Origin of the sequence: Roseovarius pacificus, assembly GCF_900142665.1 — a bacterium.
In the GTDB taxonomy this organism is placed as follows: Bacteria; Pseudomonadota; Alphaproteobacteria; order Rhodobacterales; family Rhodobacteraceae; genus Roseovarius; species Roseovarius pacificus.
This window is the reverse complement of sequence record NZ_FRBR01000012.1, coordinates 39062-54814: the sequence shown is the minus strand read 5'-3', so window position 1 is coordinate 54814 and position 15753 is coordinate 39062. Positions and strand designations below refer to the sequence as shown.

Genomic DNA, 15753 nt, shown 5'->3' with positions numbered 1-15753 from the left:
GACAGGCGCGCGTTTTCTGCTGTCATCACCCTGCGTTGCGCCAGCGATCCGCGAAATCGAACGCGGCGTCATAGCCAAACAGCGCCGCCGCGCCGCCGGTATGAACGAAAACCACGCGCTCGCCTTTCTTGAAATGGCCCTTGCGGATCAAATCAATCAGGCCCGCCGCCCCCTTGGCCGAATAAACCGGATCCAGCAGGATCGCCTCGAGTTCGGCGAACATACGGATCGCTTCCAGCCCGCCCTCGGTGGGGATGCCATAGCCTTCGCCCACGTAATCGGTATTGGCCACCACGTCTTCGCGCCTGACCACACCCGCACAGCCCAATTTCTCGGCGGTGGCACAGGCAAGGTTATAGACGTTTTCCTCCTGCTTGGGCCTGGGCGCACGCACGCCGATGCCCAACAGCGGAATTTGCGCATTCATCGCCTGAAGGCCGGTAATCAACCCCGCCTGTGTTCCCGCGCTGCCGGTGGCATGCACGATATGGTCGATCTTCAGCCCCGTTCCGTTGACCTGACTAAGCAACTCGAACGCGCAATTCACATAACCCAAAGCCCCCGTCGGGTTCGAGCCCCCGCCCGGAATGGTGTAAACCGTCTTGCCATCGGCGCGCAGCTTGTCGGCAACGGCTTCCATCTCGGCATTCATGTCGCCGCCGCCGGGGCATTTCTCGGTGGTGGCGCCGTGCAGGTGATCCAGCAGGACATTGCCGTTATTGTTGTAATTCGGATCGTTCGATCCGGTCCGGTCCTCCAGCAGGATATGGCACGGTACCCCCAGCTTGGCCGCAAAGGCCGCCGTCTGACGGGCGTGATTTGATTGTGTCGCGCCTTGGGTCATCACCATGTCGGCGCCCTGCGCTTCGGCCTCGGCCATCAGGAATTCCAGCTTGCGGGTCTTGTTCCCGCCCGTGGACAGCCCCGTGCAATCGTCGCGCTTGATCCAGATTTCCGGCCCGCCCAGCTCGGCAGTCAGCCGGTCCAGACGTTCCAGCGGTGTGGGAAGATGCGCCAAAAAATGGCGCGGAAAACGGGCAAGATGCATGGGGGGACCCTCCTTATTATGCGTTACAAACCACATAGCCCGGCGAAACAGGCCGCTGCAAATGCGAATACCGCAATTCATAATGCATGATTTGCAAGTTATGTCGAAGACGCCTATCACGATCCCATGCGTCTGGATTGGCTGGAAGATATCCTTGCGGTGCTCGATACCGGCTCCTTTGCCCGTGCGGCAGAGGCCCGGAACCTGACTCAATCGGCCTTTACCCGCCGCATCCGCACCATCGAGGACGGAATCGGCACCCCCCTGTTCGACCGCGCCCGCAAGCCCGTGCAACTCCTGCCTAATGTTCGCGCCCGCGAGGACGAGATGCGCCGCATGGCCGCCGATCTGCGCACCCTGCGCGACGGACTGCGGCAGTCGGGCACGGGGCGTGTCGTGTCCCTGGCCTGTCAGCACGCGATCACCACCACCATATCCCCCCGGCTGGTGCAGGTTCTGGCACGCGACCGGTCGGTGCGGGTCCGCTCGGGCAACCGGGACGAGTGCCTGTCGCAACTCGTCACCGGCGAGGTGGACATTGCCGTGATCTACGATTCCCCGCACGGCCCGCCACGCCCCGACAGCCGTGCCTTTGCCGAAATGTCCATCGGCACCGAGCCTCTGATCGCGGTATGTGCACCGGATTTGGTAAATCTGCCGGACATGATGTCCTGGCCAATCATCGCCTATCCCGGCGAGGTCTTCCTCGGGCAGGTGCTGGAGCGCGCCGTTCTCTCCCGCCTGCCCGCCGGTATCGACATCACGCGCAAGGCCGAAACCGCCCTGACCCTCGCCGCCTGCCAATATGCACTTGATGGCATCGGTATCGCATGGCTGCCGCTCTCATTGGCAGACACGGCGCTGAAGCAAGGCCGCCTGATCCGCGCGTCCCTCGATACGCCCGACCTGATGCTGGATGTGCGGATGATCCGTTTGGCCGATCCCATCCGCCCCGCAGCGCTGGACAGTTGGAATATCCTGCGCGATGCGCTACACGCGCCCGATTGAAAAGGCCGGGCACTTGGCCCGGCCTCATCCGTTTTACCCGTCGACCCGGATCACTTCGTTCTTCGGATCATAAGGGCTGTCCTCGGTCACTTCGGCATCCCAAAGTTCGTTGAGGATCTTCACCTTCAGCTTCGTGCCCGGCTCGGCCTTGTCGGGGCTGACATAGCCCATGCCGATGGACTTGCCGAACGCCACGGAATACCCGCCCGATGTCAGGCGACCCACCCGCGTATCGCCATCGTAGAGCGCCTCGGCCCCCCAGGGATCGGCATCGTCCGGCCCGTCGATCAGGACCGTCACGCATTTGAACCGCACGCCCAGATCGTTCATGGCATCCTTGCCCTGAAATTCCTTGGACTGGTCCACAAAGCGCGGCAGATCGGCCTCCAGCGGCGTCGCATCGCGGCCCAGTTCGTTGCCGAAGGCGCGATAGGATTTCTCCTGACGCAGCCAGTTCTGCGCGCGCACGCCCACCAGCTTCATGTCGTGTTTCTTGCCGGCCTCTTCCAGCAGGTCGAACAGGTAGTTCTGCATCTCGATCGGGTGATGCAACTCCCAGCCCAGCTCGCCGGTATAGGCCACGCGGATCGCGCGCACCGGGCACATGCCCAGTTCGATGTCACGCTGGCTCAGCCACGGGAAACGCTTGTTCGATAGCGCGGTGTCGGGCTCGGCATCCTTGATGACCTCTTTCAGAACATCGCGCGATTTCGGTCCGGCAATGGAGAAAACGCCCCATTGCGTGGTCACATCCTCGACCGCGATATAGCCGAACTCCGCCGCCTTGTCCTCGGCGCATTTGCGCAGATAATCGCCGTCGTAATCGGTCAACGCACCGGCGGACACGAGATAATAGCTGTCCTCGGCCAGACGCACGATGGTGTATTCCGTCCGGGTCGTGCCCGCGCTGGTCAGCGCATAGGTCAGGTTGATACGCCCGACCTTGGGCAGCCTGTTGCAGGTGAACCAATCCAGAAACGCCGTCGCGCCCGGCCCCTTGACCGTGTGCTTGGTAAAGGCCGACGCGTCGATCAGGCCCACGCCCTCGCGCACCGCCCTGGCCTCGTCCACGGCATATTGCCACCAGCCGCCACGGCGGAAGCTGCGCGCGTTATGATCGAAATCCGCAGGCGCATCGACGGGGCCGTAATAGTTGGGCCGCTCGAACCCGTTGACCACGCCGAACTGCGCGCCACGCGCCTTCAGACGGTCATAGCTGGGCGCGGTGCGCAGCGGACGGCAGGCCTCGCGCTCTTCGTCCGGGTGGTGCAGGATGTAGACGTGCTCATAGGCCTCTTCGTCCTTGCGCGCGGACCATTCGGTGGTCATCCAGCTTCCGAACCGCTTGGGATCGAGCGATGCCATGTCGATCTCGGCCTCGCCCTCGACCATCATCTGCGCCATGTAATACCCGGTGCCGCCCGCGGCGGTGATCCCGAAGCTGAACCCCTCGGCCAGCCACATGTTGCGCAGCCCCGGCGCGGGGCCAACCAGCGGGTTGCCATCGGGCGTATAGCAGATCGGCCCGTTGAAATCGTCCTTCAAACCCACGGTTTCCGAGGACGGAATCCGGTGGATCATGCTCATGTATTCCTCTTCGATCCGCTCCAGATCCAGCGGGAACAGATCGGCGCGGAAACTGTCGGGCACACCGTATTCGAACCGCGCGGGCGCGTTGCGCTCATAGGGGCCCAGAATCCAGCCGCCACGCTCTTCGCGGACGTACCACTTGGCGTCGGCATCGCGCAGCACCGGATGCTCGGGGTTGCCCGCATTGCGGTAGTCCACCAGCGCGGGGTCGGGTTCGGTCACGATGAACTGGTGTTCGACCGGGATCGCCGGGGTCTTGATCCCTAACAGGCGCGCGGTGCGCTGCGCGTGGTTGCCCGTGGCGGTGACCACATGCTCGGCGGTGATGACGATCTGCTCGTCCGAAGGCACGAGATTACCGCCCTTTTCCACCATCTTTGTGCAGGTGACTTCCCACGCCTCGCCATTCCAGTGATAGGCGTCGGCCTGCCACTTGCGCTCGATCATGACACCGCGCTGACGCGCGCCCTTGGCCATCGCCATGGTCACGTCCGCCGGGTTGATATAGCCGTCCGTCGGGTGATAGATCGCGCCTTTCAGATCGTCGCAATTGACCAGCGGCCAGCGCTCCTTGATCTGTGCCGGGGTCAGCCATTCAAAGGGCACGCCCACGGTTTCGGCGGTCGAGGCATAGACCATGTATTCGTCCATACGCTCCTGCGTCTGCGCCATGCGCAGGTTGCCCACCACGGAAAACCCGGCGTTCAGCCCGGTCTCTTCTTCCAGCGTCTTGTAGAACTTGACCGAGTAATCGTGGATATGCGTCACCGCATAGGACATGTTGAACAGCGGCAGCAGACCGGCAGCGTGCCAGGTAGAGCCACTCGTCAGTTCGTCCCGCTCCAGCAGCATGACATCGTCCCAGCCGAATCTGGCCAGATGATAGGCGATCGAGGTGCCGATGGCGCCGCCACCGACGATAAGCGCTTTGACGTTGGTCTTCATGGGGTGCGACTCCTTGGTACCCGGTTCATCCCTGTTTATCAGGCCTGTTGACCTGCGCAGAGTCCAGCCGACACAAGAACGCGCAAAACCGACGCGTTTGCCCGCATGAAACGGCAAAATGCCGGCGTTACGCACCTTGGACACGCCAGCAGGGCATGGCGCTCGACGGCACGTGACAACACCACGCTTGCGCGGCCCACACACGCGAGCGTATCCTTGCGCCATGAACGCCGCAGCGAAACGACTCGACCGGCATGACTGGCTGAGCGCCGGGTTCGAAGCCTTGACCCAAAGCGGCCCCGACGCCCTGAAGGCCGAACCGCTGGCCCGCAGGCTGGGAACGACCAAGGGATCGTTCTACTGGCATTTCAAGGATGTCCCGGATTACCACGCCGCATTGCTGGAAACATGGGAAGCCCGCGTCATCGCCGAAACCGACGCGGCCCTTGCCGCACAGGAAAACCCGGTCGGCAAGCTGCGCGATCTGGCACAGATCATCGCTGACCCTTCCCGTGACATTCCCGCCGAACCCGCGATCCGGGCCTGGGCGGCAGGCCATGACGGCGCGGCGCAAACGGTGGCGCGCGTCGATACCTATTGGCTGACCCTCGCGCAGCACCTTCTGTCGGAAACCGGCATCCGCAACCCGGAAATGGCGCGCATCATCTGCGCCGCCGGGATCGGCATGGCGGGGCTGGAACAGGATCGCCCCGGCCATAACCGCGACGCCATCGGCTCGCTTGTCGATCTGGTTCTGGCCCTGCGCTGACTCCGCTACCGTCAGGGCGACCCCGGCGAAATGTCGGAGACTGTCGCTTTTCGTGACGCAAAAGTGACACGCGATCTCTTCCAGGAATGATATGCATACCCGGTCGCATCTTGCGGCGGAATGCCCCATCCGGTCGCCACCCTGCGCGCCAGTTTCTGCACGGTGCCTGCTTATGTCCCAAGACGTGACCCCGAAAAACTATGTCTTTCTGCTGCTCGACGGGTTTTCGCCACTCGGGTTTCACTGTGCGGTCGAAACGCTGGCCCATGCCAACCGCTACCACCCCGACGCCACCTGCTATAGCTGGAAACTCCTGCATGAGCGCGAAACCCACGCCGTGGGATGGAACGGCTTTCATGTTCCCTGCGATGCCGGGCTGGTTCCGCTCAGACACGATGATGTGCTGGTGGTCGTGGGGGGCGAAAGGATCGCCGAGGCCACCACCGTTCCGGTGATCAACTGGCTGCGCCGCGAGGCACGCCGCGGTGTCACCATCGGCGCGATCTCCTCGGCGGTCTACACCTTGGGCAAGGCCGGGTTGCTCAGCGAAAAGCAGGTCACGACACACTGGGAATATCACGCCTCGCTGTCCGAGATGATGGCCCAGGTCAAACTGGTCGATAACATCTTTACCGAAGACGGCACGATTTTCACCTGCGCGGGCGGGGCCGCGTCGATGGACCTGATGCTGCACCGCATCTTCCGCGATTACGGCGAGGACCTGGCCGGATGGGTGGCCGACCAGATGATCTATACCATGCCGCGCAGCACCGAACACGCACAGCGCATCTCGGTCCTGAACAAGACCGGCATCAGGCATCTCAAACTGGCCCAGGCCGTGGAACTGATGGAGGCCAATCTGGAAGACCCGATTTCACCCCAGGAAATCGCGGCGTATGTCGAACTTTCCACGCGGCAACTGGAACGGCTCTTTGCCAGATACCTGAGCACCTCTCCCAGGAAATACTATTTCCAGTTGCGGCTGGAAAAAGCGCGGCAGTTGCTGATGCAGACCAACCTGCCCGTCATCGACGTGGCCATCGCCTGCGGCTTTCAATCGCCCTCGCATTTTTCCAAAAGCTACCGTGCCGCCTTTGGCCTGACGCCCCGGCAGGAATCGAGCGGCAGCAAACTCCCCTGGTCCGGCGCCTGACATGCCACCGCCCCAAGGGCGGGCGACATGCATCATTCGCGGGCCGGATGCGCCCCCTCAAGGCCGGTCATGGCGCAAAAACGGTCGACGAACCTCTGACGCGCGGCAGGCAGGGGCTTGTGCCCCATCTCCGGCGCCAGACGATTGTGCAGGAAATGCCCCGTCACCCTGAGCCCCTCCAGCACCTCGGCATCCGGCGCCGGCCCCGCGCCCAGCAGACAAGGCGGCAACGGCAACAGCCGATCCGCCCACTCTCCCGCACCGGCACGCGACACCGCCCGCCCGGTCCGCGGCGATACATAGCTCAGGTCATTGGCCTGCGCCCCCATCACCGCGCAGGTGCCCAGATCGAGACCGAACCCCATATCCTCCAGCAATGCCAGTTCCCAGTTGAGATAGGCCAGCGGCCAGATATCCGACTGCCCCAGAAGGTCCAGCAACCGTTCGGTCTTGTCGTAAAGCCGCCGATGCGCCTCGCGCTCGGGCAGGCAGAACATCAGCAAGGCGCAAACCGCATTCAGCCCGGCAAGCGCCATGCGGTCGCCCATCGACGCCGCCGCGCGCGAGCGCACGGGCTCCACCGTGAACGTGCCGATATGATCCTCCAGCCGCGCCCGCCACACCAGATCGAGCTGCGCACCCGGCTGCAAGACCGGCGCCAGCTTGCGCGACGTACCCCCGCGCACGACTCCCGCATGCCGCCCCTGGGCGGGGGTGAACACCTCGATGATCGCCGATGTCTCGCCATGCGTCCGGGCCGACAGCAAGATCCCCTGATCGCGCCATTCCATGAACCGCTCCTGCGCCGTCTTTCGCCATCTGACACCAGATCGCAGCCCGAGCCAAGGCCCGTCTCAGTGCGATCTCCGATATCCCCGGAGCACCGATACCCGCGCCCCGCAGCGCCACGCAACATGTTGACACCTGTCAACGGATCAGTCGCTCAACCCCTCCTGATCCAGCAAATGACGCCCCTCCCGATCCTCGACCTCGATCACCCACAGGTCGGGATCGAACCCGCGCTGCCGCGCAATCGCCTCGTCCACCGCGCACTCCTCGCCCTCGGTCAGCACCGCCCAGTGCCGCGCCCCGCTCATCAGGTCGAAACTGCGCTGAAACACCCGCGCCTGCCCGTCCAGCGTGTTCAGCTTGACCAGAACCGCGCCCGCCGTGTCATCGCCATGGGCCGTCACGAAAGCCGGGATATCGGCCAGCCGCAACCGCGCCAGATAGGCCTGCACCCAGAACTCCGCGGTCAGCCGCGCCATGTTCAGTCGTTCCCGTCGCGGAAATCCAGCCCCATCTCGGAATACCGCTCGGCTTCATCCAGCCATCCGGGCCGCACCTTGACCTGCAAAAACAGATGCACCTTGCGGCCAAGAAACTCTTCCAGCTCCTCGCGCGCGGCCTTGCCGACCGCCTTGATCGTCTCGCCGCCCTTACCAAGGATGATCCCCTTGTGACCGTCCCGCGCGACATAGACGATCTGGTCGATCCGGGCCGACCCGTCCTTGCGCTCTTCCCAGGCTTCGGTCTCGACCGTCAGCTGATAGGGCAATTCCTGATGCAGCCGCAGCGTCAGCTTTTCGCGGGTCATCTCCGCAGCAATCATCCGCATCGGCAGATCGGCGATCTGATCCTCCGGATAAAGCCACGGCCCCTCCGGCAACTCACCGGCCAGCCACTGGCGCAGATCGTCCACCCCGTGCCCCTTCTCGGCGGAAATCATGAAGGTCCGCTCGAACCCGAACCGTTCATTCAACTCCGCCGACAGCCCCAGCAACACCTCGGATTTCACCCGGTCGATCTTGTTGATCGCAAGCGCCACCTTGCGGCCCTTCCCGACCTCGCCCAGACCTTCCAGAATCCGCTCCACCCCTTCGGTAATGCCGCGATGCGCCTCGACGAGCAGAACGATGATATCGGCATCCGCGGCCCCGCCCCAGGCGGCGGCCACCATCGCCCGGTCAAGCCGACGGCGCGGGCGGAACAGGCCGGGCGTGTCGACGAATACCAGCTGGCTCTCCCCCTCCAACGCCACGCCGCGAATGCGCGCGCGCGTCGTCTGCACCTTGTGGGTCACGATGCTCACCTTCGCGCCCACCATACGATTGAGCAAGGTGGACTTGCCCGCATTGGGCTCCCCGATCAGGGCGATGAATCCGGCGCGTGTGGTCATGATCTGCTGTTCCCGTCTGTCGATCCCACTGCCCTAGCCCAAAACCGGGCTCATCGCCAGAACCCCTCTTCTTCTTGCCGAAAATATCCTGGGGAGTTTGAGGGGTGAAACCCCTCAACAAACAAACCGGCGCGCGCAGCGCACATTTTGCTCACAAAACCTCAGCCCGCCTCGACCCGCGCCAGCAGCGCCTTGGCCGCAGCCTGCTCGGCCTGACGTTTCGAGCCGGCCTGCGCGCTTTCGCACGCGCCGTTCTCCAACCGCGCCTCGATGGTGAATTTCGGCGCGTGATCCGGCCCCGACCGGGCGGTTTCCACATAGGCGGGCGGCGGCAGGCCGCGCGCCTGCGCCCATTCCTGCAACGCGGTCTTGGCGTCGCGGGCATCGTCCTTGACCTTGTCGATCCGGCTGCCCCACAGGCGCAGCACCATCTGCTTCGCCGCCTCGAAGCCCGCATCGCGATACACGGCGGCAATCACCGCCTCCATCGCATCGCCCAACAGCGCCTGTTTGCGCCGTCCGCCCGACAGCATCTCGGAGCGGCCCAGTTTCAGAACGGCCCCCAGGTCGATCTCGCGCGCCACGTCGGCGCAGGCTTCCTTGCGCACAAGGGCATTGAAACGCGGGGCCAGTTGCCCCTCTTCCGCCGACGGGTCACGTTCCAGCAATGCCTCGGCCATCACCAGCCCCAGCACCCTGTCGCCCAGGAATTCCAGCCGCTGGTTGTCGTCGCGCGTGGGCGAGGCCATCGAGGAATGCGTCACTGCCCGCACCAGAAGCGCGGGCTGCGCGAAACGGTGGCCCAACCGCCCCTCGAACGCCTTCAGCTCGCCCGACAGCTTCATCGTCGCGGCCTCAGTCGAGCTTCTCGAAGAACCGGTCGCTGCGCCATGTCCAGAAGAACAGCATCGAACGCCCGGCCGAGGAAAACAGAACCCGTCCGGCGCGCCCGATCAGGTTTTCGTAAGGAACGAAGCCAACACCGCCCACCGCCTGCGGAAAGCGCGAATCGGTGGAATTGTCACGGTTGTCCCCCATGAAGAAATAATGCCCTTCGGGAACCGTATAGACCCCTGTATCGTCCGATCGTTGCTGGCCGATATTCAGGATACTGTGCGATCTTCCGCCTGGCAGCGTTTCGACAAAGCGCGACTTGATGCAGGTGCCGCCCATGCCGACCACCCCGTTTTCACAGCGCGGACGGATACCCATCGGCCCTTGTGGGGCGAATTCTTCCTCGAAGGTGCCCGCCGGTTCCACCTCGACCGGCTCGCCATTCAGATACAGCACGCCGCTGCGCATCTGCACCGTGTCGCCGGGGAGGCCGATCAGGCGCTTGATGAAATCCGCGCCGGTAACCGGGTGGCGGAACACGATGATGTCGCCGCGCTCGGGCTCGCCCCCCATCAGGCGGCTGTTGTCACCGTCCAGAAACCCGCAAATATCCTGCGCGTCGATATCGAGGCCCAGTGCAGGAATCCTGACCGAAGGGCAGGACGCATAGGAATAGCCGTAGGCCATCTTGTTGACGAACAGGAAATCCCCGATCAGCAACGTGTCCTTCATCGACCCGGACGGAATCCAGAAGGGCTGGAAAAAGATGGTGCGGAAAATTCCCGCGAGCACCAGGGCCCAGAAGACCGTCTTGACGGTTTCCCAGATCGCGCTTTTGGATTTGGCTTCGCTGGCCATGGGCCCTCCGCTGCTTGGCGTCCGGGGGCTTCATGCGGTGCAGGCGTCGGGGAGTCAAGCCGCGGCGGCGCGGCATTGCCGCCATTCCGCCCGCATTTGGGCGCGCGCACTGTTAACCTTGTCCCGGCCGGTGCCCGGTACCGACGCGATACCGACGTCATACCGACGCGATGCCGAACAGGGGTTTCGCTTGTTAACCAAAGGTTTGCCCCCGATTCGCGTGACGCGACCCGTTTCAACGCTTCACCCCGCCGCCGCAAAACGCTAGAACGCCCCCAACCAGGCAGGAGCAGACCATGACCACCCCGATCCCCGTTGTCTTGTGCATTCTCGATGGTTGGGGCCTGTCCGAGCAAACCGCCGCCAACGCCCCCGCCCTGGCCGACACGCCGAATTTCGACCGGATCTGGTCCACCTGCCCGCACGCCACCCTGATCACCCATGGCCCCGATGTGGGCCTGCCCTCGGGGCAGATGGGCAATTCCGAAGTGGGCCATACCAATATCGGCGCAGGCCGCGTGGTGGCGATGGACCTGGGCCAGATCGACCTTGCGATAGAGGACGGAAGTTTCAGCAAAAACAAATCGTTGCAGGATTTCATTGCTGGCCTGAAATCCACCGGCGGCACGGCGCATCTGATGGGGGTGATCTCGGACGGCGGGGTGCACGGGCATCTCGATCACGTTCTCGCCGCCGCCCGCGTCATTGCCGATGCCGGCGTGCCCGTGGCGCTGCACGCCATTACCGACGGGCGCGACGTCTTGCCCAAATCCGCCCGCGGTTATCTGGAACGGCTCGAAAGCGCGCTGCACGGCAACATCGAGATCACCACTGTCTGCGGGCGCTATTTCGCCATGGACCGCGACAATCGCTGGGATCGCGTGCAAGAGGCCTTCGAGGCCATGATCCACGCTAATGCCCCCCACGCCAGAACCGCGCGCATCGCCGTGACCAACGCCTATGCCCGCTCCGAAACCGACGAGTTCGTGACCCCCACGGTAATCGGCGACTATACCGGCGCCAGGGACGGGGACGGCTTTTTCTGCCTTAATTTCCGGGCAGACAGGGCGCGTGAAATCCTGTCGGCCATCGGCGATCCGGCCTTTGACGCCTTTGAGACGGGCACACGCCCGAAATGGGCGGAACTGCTGGGGATGGTGGAATATTCCGACGCCCACAATGCCTATATGGACACGGTCTTTCCCGCGCGGGAAATCGTCAACACCCTCGGCGAATGGGTGGCCAAACACGGCAAGCGGCAATTTCATCTGGCCGAAACCGAGAAATATCCGCATGTCACCTTTTTCCTGAACGGCGGCAAGGAAGACCCCGAGCCCGGTGAAGACCGCTACATGGCCCCCTCGCCCAAGGTCGCGACCTACGACCTTCAGCCCGAAATGAGCGCCGACGAGGTCACGCAACATTTCGTGGCCGCCATCGAGGAGGGCTATGATCTGATCGTGGTGAACTACGCCAACCCCGACATGGTCGGGCATACCGGCGATCTGCGCGCCGCCATGACCGCCTGCGAAGCCGTCGACAAGGGGCTGGGGCAAGTGATTGACGCGCTTGAGAAAAAAGGCGGTGCGATGATCGTCACCGCCGACCATGGCAATTGCGAGGTCATGGTCGATCCCGAAACGGGCGGCCCGCATACGGCGCATACGCTGAACCCGGTTCCGGTCATTCTGGTGGGTGGCCCTGATGATGTTCAACTCAAACCGGGGCGGCTGGCCGATCTGGCGCCGACCCTGCTGGAACTGATGGGGCTGCCGCGACCCAGCGAAATGACCGGAGAAAGCCTGATCGCATGAGGCTGGCGGCGGCGGTCATATCGTCCTGCCTGTGGGCGGCCACGGCCCTGGCCCAAAGCCCCGATCCCGCCGCCGATGCGCGGACTGCCGCCGACCGTCTTACCCGCGCGGGCGAAATGCTGAGCAGTGCCAAAAGCGCGCGCAACCGGGTCAAGGCCCTGTCCGAAACCGTCCACGCCTACGAAGACGGTCTTCAGGCCATGCGCGAGGGGCTGCGCCGCGCCGCGATCCGTGAGCAGACCCTCAGCCGCGAATTGCAGTCGCGCGAAGATGAGGTGGCGCAGTTCCTAGGTGTCCTGATGGGCATCGGGGATACACCCGCCCCGGTTCTCTTGCTGCATCCGTCGGGGCCGGTGGGCACCGCCCGCTCGGCCATGATCCTGGCCGATGTGGCCCCCGCGCTGGATGCGCGCGCTCAGGATTTGCGCGACACCCTGGAAGAGGTCAGCGTACTGCGCGCGCTGCAACAAAGCGCCGCCAGCAAGTTGCAAGAGGGGCTCGACGGCGCGCAAAAGGCGCGTACCGCCCTCAGCCAGGCCATCGCCGACCGCACCGACCTGCCCCGCCGCTTTACCGAAGACCCGGTCAGGACGGCCCTGCTGATTGCTTCGACCGAAACCCTCGAGGGTTTCGCCAGCGGCCTCAGTCAGATCGCCGTGGACGAAGCTCCCGGCAGCCTGCCGGGTATCGCCGGGCGCAAGGGCGACCTGCCCCTGCCCGTGCAGGGCAGTATCCTGCGCCGTGCGGGCGAAGAGGATGCCGCCGGTATCGTCCGCCCCGGAATCGTCATGGCCGCCCGCCCCCGCGCACTCGTCACCACCCCCGCCGCCGCCACGGTACGTTACCGCGGCCCGCTTCTGGATTACGGAAACGTGATTATTCTGGAACCGCAGACCGGAATTTTACTGGTGCTGGCGGGGTTGGACGTGGTCTATGGTGAGACAGGACAGGTTCTGCCGGGCGGCAGCCCCGTGGGGCTGATGGGCGGAGCCGGGGCCGGTGATGACGTGGTTCAGACCGGCACAGGCACAGAGACGGGTGCCAGACGAACCGAAACGCTCTATATAGAGCTCAGAGAAGACAATGCTCCGGTCGATCCGCTGGAGTGGTTCAGGACAGACAAGGATGACTGACCAATGAAGAAATTCCTGATGGCCGCAGCCGCCGGAACTCTGGCCGGTGTCGTGGTGACCACACAGGTGGCAGCGCCGCTTCTGGCGCAAGAGGCCACGAAAAACGTCAATGTCTACGAGCAACTGGACTTGTTCGGCGATATCTTTGAGCGGATTCGCTCGCAGTATGTGGAAGAGGTCGACGCAGCCGACCTGATCGAGGCCGCCATCAATGGCATGCTGACCTCGCTGGACCCCCATTCCAGCTACATGTCCCCCGACGACGCCGACGACATGCGCGTTCAGACGCGCGGCGAGTTCGGTGGCCTCGGGATCGAGGTCACGCAGGAAGAAGGGTTCGTCAAGGTCGTCTCGCCGATTGACGGCACACCGGCAGACAATGCCGGAGTCGAAGCCGGCGATTTCATCACCCATGTCGATGGCGAAAGCGTCCTCGGCCTGACCCTGGACGAGGCGGTGGATCTGATGCGCGGCCCTGTCGGCAGCGAGATCGTCATCACCATCGCACGCGAAGGCGAGACCAAACCGTTCGATGTGTCGATCATTCGCGATACGATCAAACTGACGGCCGTGCGCGCCCGGACCGAGCGCAACACCGTGGTTCTGCGGGTCACCACCTTCAACGACCAGACCTTCAAGAATCTCGAAAACGGCCTTGCCGAGCAATTCGAAGCCGCCGGCGGCGCCGAAAATGTCAGCGGGATCGTTCTGGACCTGCGCAACAACCCCGGCGGTCTGCTGACGCAGGCGATCAAGGTTACCGACGCGTTCCTTGAAAAAGGCGAGATCGTCAGCACCCGTGGCCGCAATCCCGAAGATGGCGAACGCTTCAACGCCACGCCGGGCGACCTGACCGATGGCAAACCGATCGTCGTGCTTATCAATGGCGGTTCGGCCTCGGCCTCGGAAATCGTGACCGGCGCGTTGCAGGACCACCGCCGTGCGATTGTCGTCGGCACCAAGAGTTTCGGCAAGGGATCGGTCCAGACGGTCATGCCCCTGCGCGGCGACGGGGCCATGCGCCTGACGACCGCGCGTTACTATACCCCGTCGGGCCGTTCGATCCAGGCCCTCGGCATTTCGCCCGATATCGTCGTCGAACAACCTCGCCGCGCACCGGAAACCGAGGAAGAGGATAACGGCCCGACCAGCCGTTTCGAGGCCGACCTGCGCGGCAGTCTCGACAATGACAGTCTCTCCGAAGACGAGATTCGTCAGATCGAAGAAGAACGCGCCCATGCCGACGAAACCGCCAAGCTGCGGGAAGAGGATTACCAACTGGCCTACGCCATTGATATCCTGACCGGCCTCACGGCCCTTGCGCCGGAAAAATAATCGCGTGCACCGGCTGCGCCGCCCATCCGGGCGGCGCAGCGTATTTCAGCTCTGGATAAGGCTCCGGAACGCAAATGACTCCCCAGGATATCGCCAACCTGCCCTATCGCCCTTGTGTCGGCGTGATGCTGGCCAATGCCGAGGGGCGCATTTTTGTCGGTCAGCGGATCGACCAGGACATCACCGCCTGGCAAATGCCCCAAGGCGGCATCGACCCCGGCGAAGCCCCTCGCGATGCGGCTCTGCGCGAACTTTGGGAAGAAACCGGCGTCCCCGCCGACCTGGTCACGGTCGAGGCCGAAACCGAAGGCTGGATTCCTTATGAGTTGCCGCACGACATCGTGCCGCGTATCTGGAAAGGGCGCTACAAGGGACAGGAACAGAAATGGTTCCTGCTGCGCTTTCACGGGCGGGATTCGGACGTGAACATCGAAACCGAACACCCCGAGTTTTCAGAATGGCGCTGGCTGGACCCGGCTGAACTGATCGCCAACATCGTGCCGTTCAAACGCACCGTCTATGAACGGGTTATGGCCGAGTTCGGAAACCGGCTTTGATCCGCGCACTTGGCATATCCCTTTTGATTGCGCTGTCGGGCCCGGCATTCGCGCTCAGTTGCATGCCCCCGGATGTGGCGCGCACCTATCAGGAAGCCGCCGACGCCGAAGAGGCCTATATCGTTGTGCACGGGCGGCTGGATTTCGACGAATCGCGCTTGCCCAAGGCGGACATGGCCAATCAGCACGCGACACCGCCCGATACGCTGATTCCCGCACGGATCGACGGCAAGGCCATGTCACTTGACGGTTTCACAATCCCGTTCACCCGCAAAATCACGCTCAACGCCCAATGTTTCGGACCGTGGTGCGCGGGCGCGGCATCGGACACGGATTATCTGACCTTCTTGAAAAAAGGGGCTGACGGCTACCTTCTCAGCCTCACGCCCTGCGGCGGATTCGGCTTTGCCAACCCGTCCGATGCGGCGCTTGAAAAGGTCCACGGTTGCTTTCGCGGGGACGATTGCACAGCGGCACCGCTCCGCTGATCCGGCACTTGCGCCGCCCGCTTTGCAAACATACCATCCCGG

General features: G+C 63.7%; 15 protein-coding genes. 8 read left to right on the top strand and 7 right to left on the bottom strand.

Annotation, left to right across the window (positions count from 1 at the left end; all coding sequences use genetic code 11):
- Positions 1-25 precede the first annotated feature (25 nt).
- Complete coding sequence (gene cuyA, locus BUB53_RS16885; RefSeq protein ID WP_073036223.1) at positions 26-1048, bottom strand: D-cysteate sulfo-lyase; 1023 nt, start codon at positions 1046-1048, stop codon at positions 26-28.
- 126 nt (positions 1049-1174) lie between these two features.
- Between cuyA and BUB53_RS16880 the strand changes: the two genes are divergently transcribed.
- Positions 1175-2056, top strand: a complete 882-nt coding sequence (locus BUB53_RS16880) for a LysR family transcriptional regulator (protein WP_073036220.1) — start codon at positions 1175-1177, stop codon at positions 2054-2056.
- Positions 2057-2089: 33 nt separating this feature from the next.
- Here the strand turns inward: BUB53_RS16880 and BUB53_RS16875 are convergent, their stop codons facing one another.
- Positions 2090-4591, bottom strand: coding sequence for a GcvT family protein (locus BUB53_RS16875; protein WP_073036218.1), 2502 nt, complete (start codon positions 4589-4591; stop codon positions 2090-2092).
- Positions 4592-4814: 223 nt separating this feature from the next.
- On the opposite strand from BUB53_RS16875, the gene BUB53_RS16870 reads away from it, so the two are divergent.
- A complete protein-coding gene (locus BUB53_RS16870) occupies positions 4815-5360 on the top strand; it encodes a TetR/AcrR family transcriptional regulator (RefSeq protein WP_073036216.1) in 546 nt (181 codons plus the stop codon).
- Between the two features lie 172 nt (positions 5361-5532).
- Positions 5533-6513 carry a GlxA family transcriptional regulator gene (locus tag BUB53_RS16865; protein ID WP_073036214.1) on the top strand — a complete coding sequence of 327 codons (981 nt, stop codon included), beginning with the start codon at positions 5533-5535 and terminating at the stop codon, positions 6511-6513.
- Between the two features lie 32 nt (positions 6514-6545).
- Here BUB53_RS16865 and recO read toward each other — a convergent pair whose 3' ends face one another.
- The 5 genes from recO to lepB all read right to left on the bottom strand — a co-directional run bounded on the left by recO (position 6546) and on the right by lepB (position 10384).
- Complete coding sequence (recO, locus tag BUB53_RS16860; RefSeq protein ID WP_073036212.1) at positions 6546-7304, bottom strand: DNA repair protein RecO; 759 nt, start codon at positions 7302-7304, stop codon at positions 6546-6548.
- A 144-nt stretch (positions 7305-7448) separates the two neighbouring features.
- Positions 7449-7781 carry a DUF1491 family protein gene (locus BUB53_RS16855; RefSeq protein ID WP_073036210.1) on the bottom strand — a complete coding sequence of 111 codons (333 nt, stop codon included), beginning with the start codon at positions 7779-7781 and terminating at the stop codon, positions 7449-7451.
- Between the two features lie 2 nt (positions 7782-7783).
- Entirely contained in the window at positions 7784-8692 is a 909-nt protein-coding gene (gene era / locus BUB53_RS16850) for a GTPase Era (RefSeq protein WP_073036209.1), read from the bottom strand.
- Positions 8693-8853: 161 nt separating this feature from the next.
- Positions 8854-9537 (bottom strand): ribonuclease III, encoded by a 684-nt coding sequence (gene rnc, locus BUB53_RS16845; RefSeq protein ID WP_073036207.1) that lies wholly within the window; start codon positions 9535-9537, stop codon positions 8854-8856.
- A gap of 10 nt (positions 9538-9547) precedes the next feature.
- Positions 9548-10384, bottom strand: a complete 837-nt coding sequence (lepB, locus tag BUB53_RS16840; RefSeq protein WP_073036204.1) for a signal peptidase I — start codon at positions 10382-10384, stop codon at positions 9548-9550.
- A gap of 296 nt (positions 10385-10680) precedes the next feature.
- Here lepB and gpmI point away from each other — a divergent pair, with 296 nt between their 5' ends.
- The 5 genes from gpmI (at position 10681) to BUB53_RS16815 (ending at position 15711) form a co-directional block, all read left to right on the top strand.
- Positions 10681-12198, top strand: coding sequence for a 2,3-bisphosphoglycerate-independent phosphoglycerate mutase (gene gpmI / locus BUB53_RS16835; RefSeq protein ID WP_073036202.1), 1518 nt, complete (start codon positions 10681-10683; stop codon positions 12196-12198).
- Positions 12195-13331 (top strand): murein hydrolase activator EnvC family protein, encoded by a 1137-nt coding sequence (locus BUB53_RS16830; RefSeq protein ID WP_073036199.1) that lies wholly within the window; start codon positions 12195-12197, stop codon positions 13329-13331. The genes gpmI and BUB53_RS16830 overlap by 4 nt, the downstream gene beginning before the upstream one ends.
- 3 nt (positions 13332-13334) lie before the next feature.
- A complete protein-coding gene (locus BUB53_RS16825) occupies positions 13335-14666 on the top strand; it encodes a S41 family peptidase (RefSeq protein WP_073036197.1) in 1332 nt (443 codons plus the stop codon).
- Positions 14667-14740: 74 nt separating this feature from the next.
- Positions 14741-15223: an RNA pyrophosphohydrolase gene (locus BUB53_RS16820; protein ID WP_073036195.1), complete on the top strand. Its 483-nt coding sequence runs from the start codon at positions 14741-14743 to the stop codon at positions 15221-15223.
- Positions 15220-15711, top strand: a complete 492-nt coding sequence (locus tag BUB53_RS16815) for a hypothetical protein (RefSeq protein WP_073036193.1) — start codon at positions 15220-15222, stop codon at positions 15709-15711. Before BUB53_RS16820 ends, BUB53_RS16815 begins: the two co-directional genes overlap by 4 nt.
- Positions 15712-15753 lie beyond the last annotated feature (42 nt).

Excerpts from the sequence above, each read along its gene's own strand:
- BUB53_RS16865 (WP_073036214.1), top strand. The coding sequence starts at position 5,533 with ATGTCCCAAGACGTGACCCCGAAAAACTATGTCTTTCTGCTGCTCGAC.
- gpmI (WP_073036202.1), top strand. The coding sequence starts at position 10,681 with ATGACCACCCCGATCCCCGTTGTCTTGTGCATTCTCGATGGTTGGGGC.
- BUB53_RS16830 (WP_073036199.1), top strand. The coding sequence starts at position 12,195 with ATGAGGCTGGCGGCGGCGGTCATATCGTCCTGCCTGTGGGCGGCCACG.
- cuyA (WP_073036223.1), bottom strand. The coding sequence starts at position 1,048 with ATGCATCTTGCCCGTTTTCCGCGCCATTTTTTGGCGCATCTTCCCACA.
- BUB53_RS16855 (WP_073036210.1), bottom strand. The coding sequence starts at position 7,781 with ATGGCGCGGCTGACCGCGGAGTTCTGGGTGCAGGCCTATCTGGCGCGG.
- recO (WP_073036212.1), bottom strand. The coding sequence starts at position 7,304 with ATGGAATGGCGCGATCAGGGGATCTTGCTGTCGGCCCGGACGCATGGC.
- BUB53_RS16870 (WP_073036216.1), top strand. The coding sequence starts at position 4,815 with ATGAACGCCGCAGCGAAACGACTCGACCGGCATGACTGGCTGAGCGCC.
- BUB53_RS16875 (WP_073036218.1), bottom strand. The coding sequence starts at position 4,591 with ATGAAGACCAACGTCAAAGCGCTTATCGTCGGTGGCGGCGCCATCGGC.
- era (WP_073036209.1), bottom strand. The coding sequence starts at position 8,692 with ATGACCACACGCGCCGGATTCATCGCCCTGATCGGGGAGCCCAATGCG.
- BUB53_RS16880 (WP_073036220.1), top strand. The coding sequence starts at position 1,175 with ATGCGTCTGGATTGGCTGGAAGATATCCTTGCGGTGCTCGATACCGGC.
- BUB53_RS16820 (WP_073036195.1), top strand. The coding sequence starts at position 14,741 with ATGACTCCCCAGGATATCGCCAACCTGCCCTATCGCCCTTGTGTCGGC.
- BUB53_RS16825 (WP_073036197.1), top strand. The coding sequence starts at position 13,335 with ATGAAGAAATTCCTGATGGCCGCAGCCGCCGGAACTCTGGCCGGTGTC.
- rnc (WP_073036207.1), bottom strand. The coding sequence starts at position 9,537 with ATGAAGCTGTCGGGCGAGCTGAAGGCGTTCGAGGGGCGGTTGGGCCAC.
- lepB (WP_073036204.1), bottom strand. The coding sequence starts at position 10,384 with ATGGCCAGCGAAGCCAAATCCAAAAGCGCGATCTGGGAAACCGTCAAG.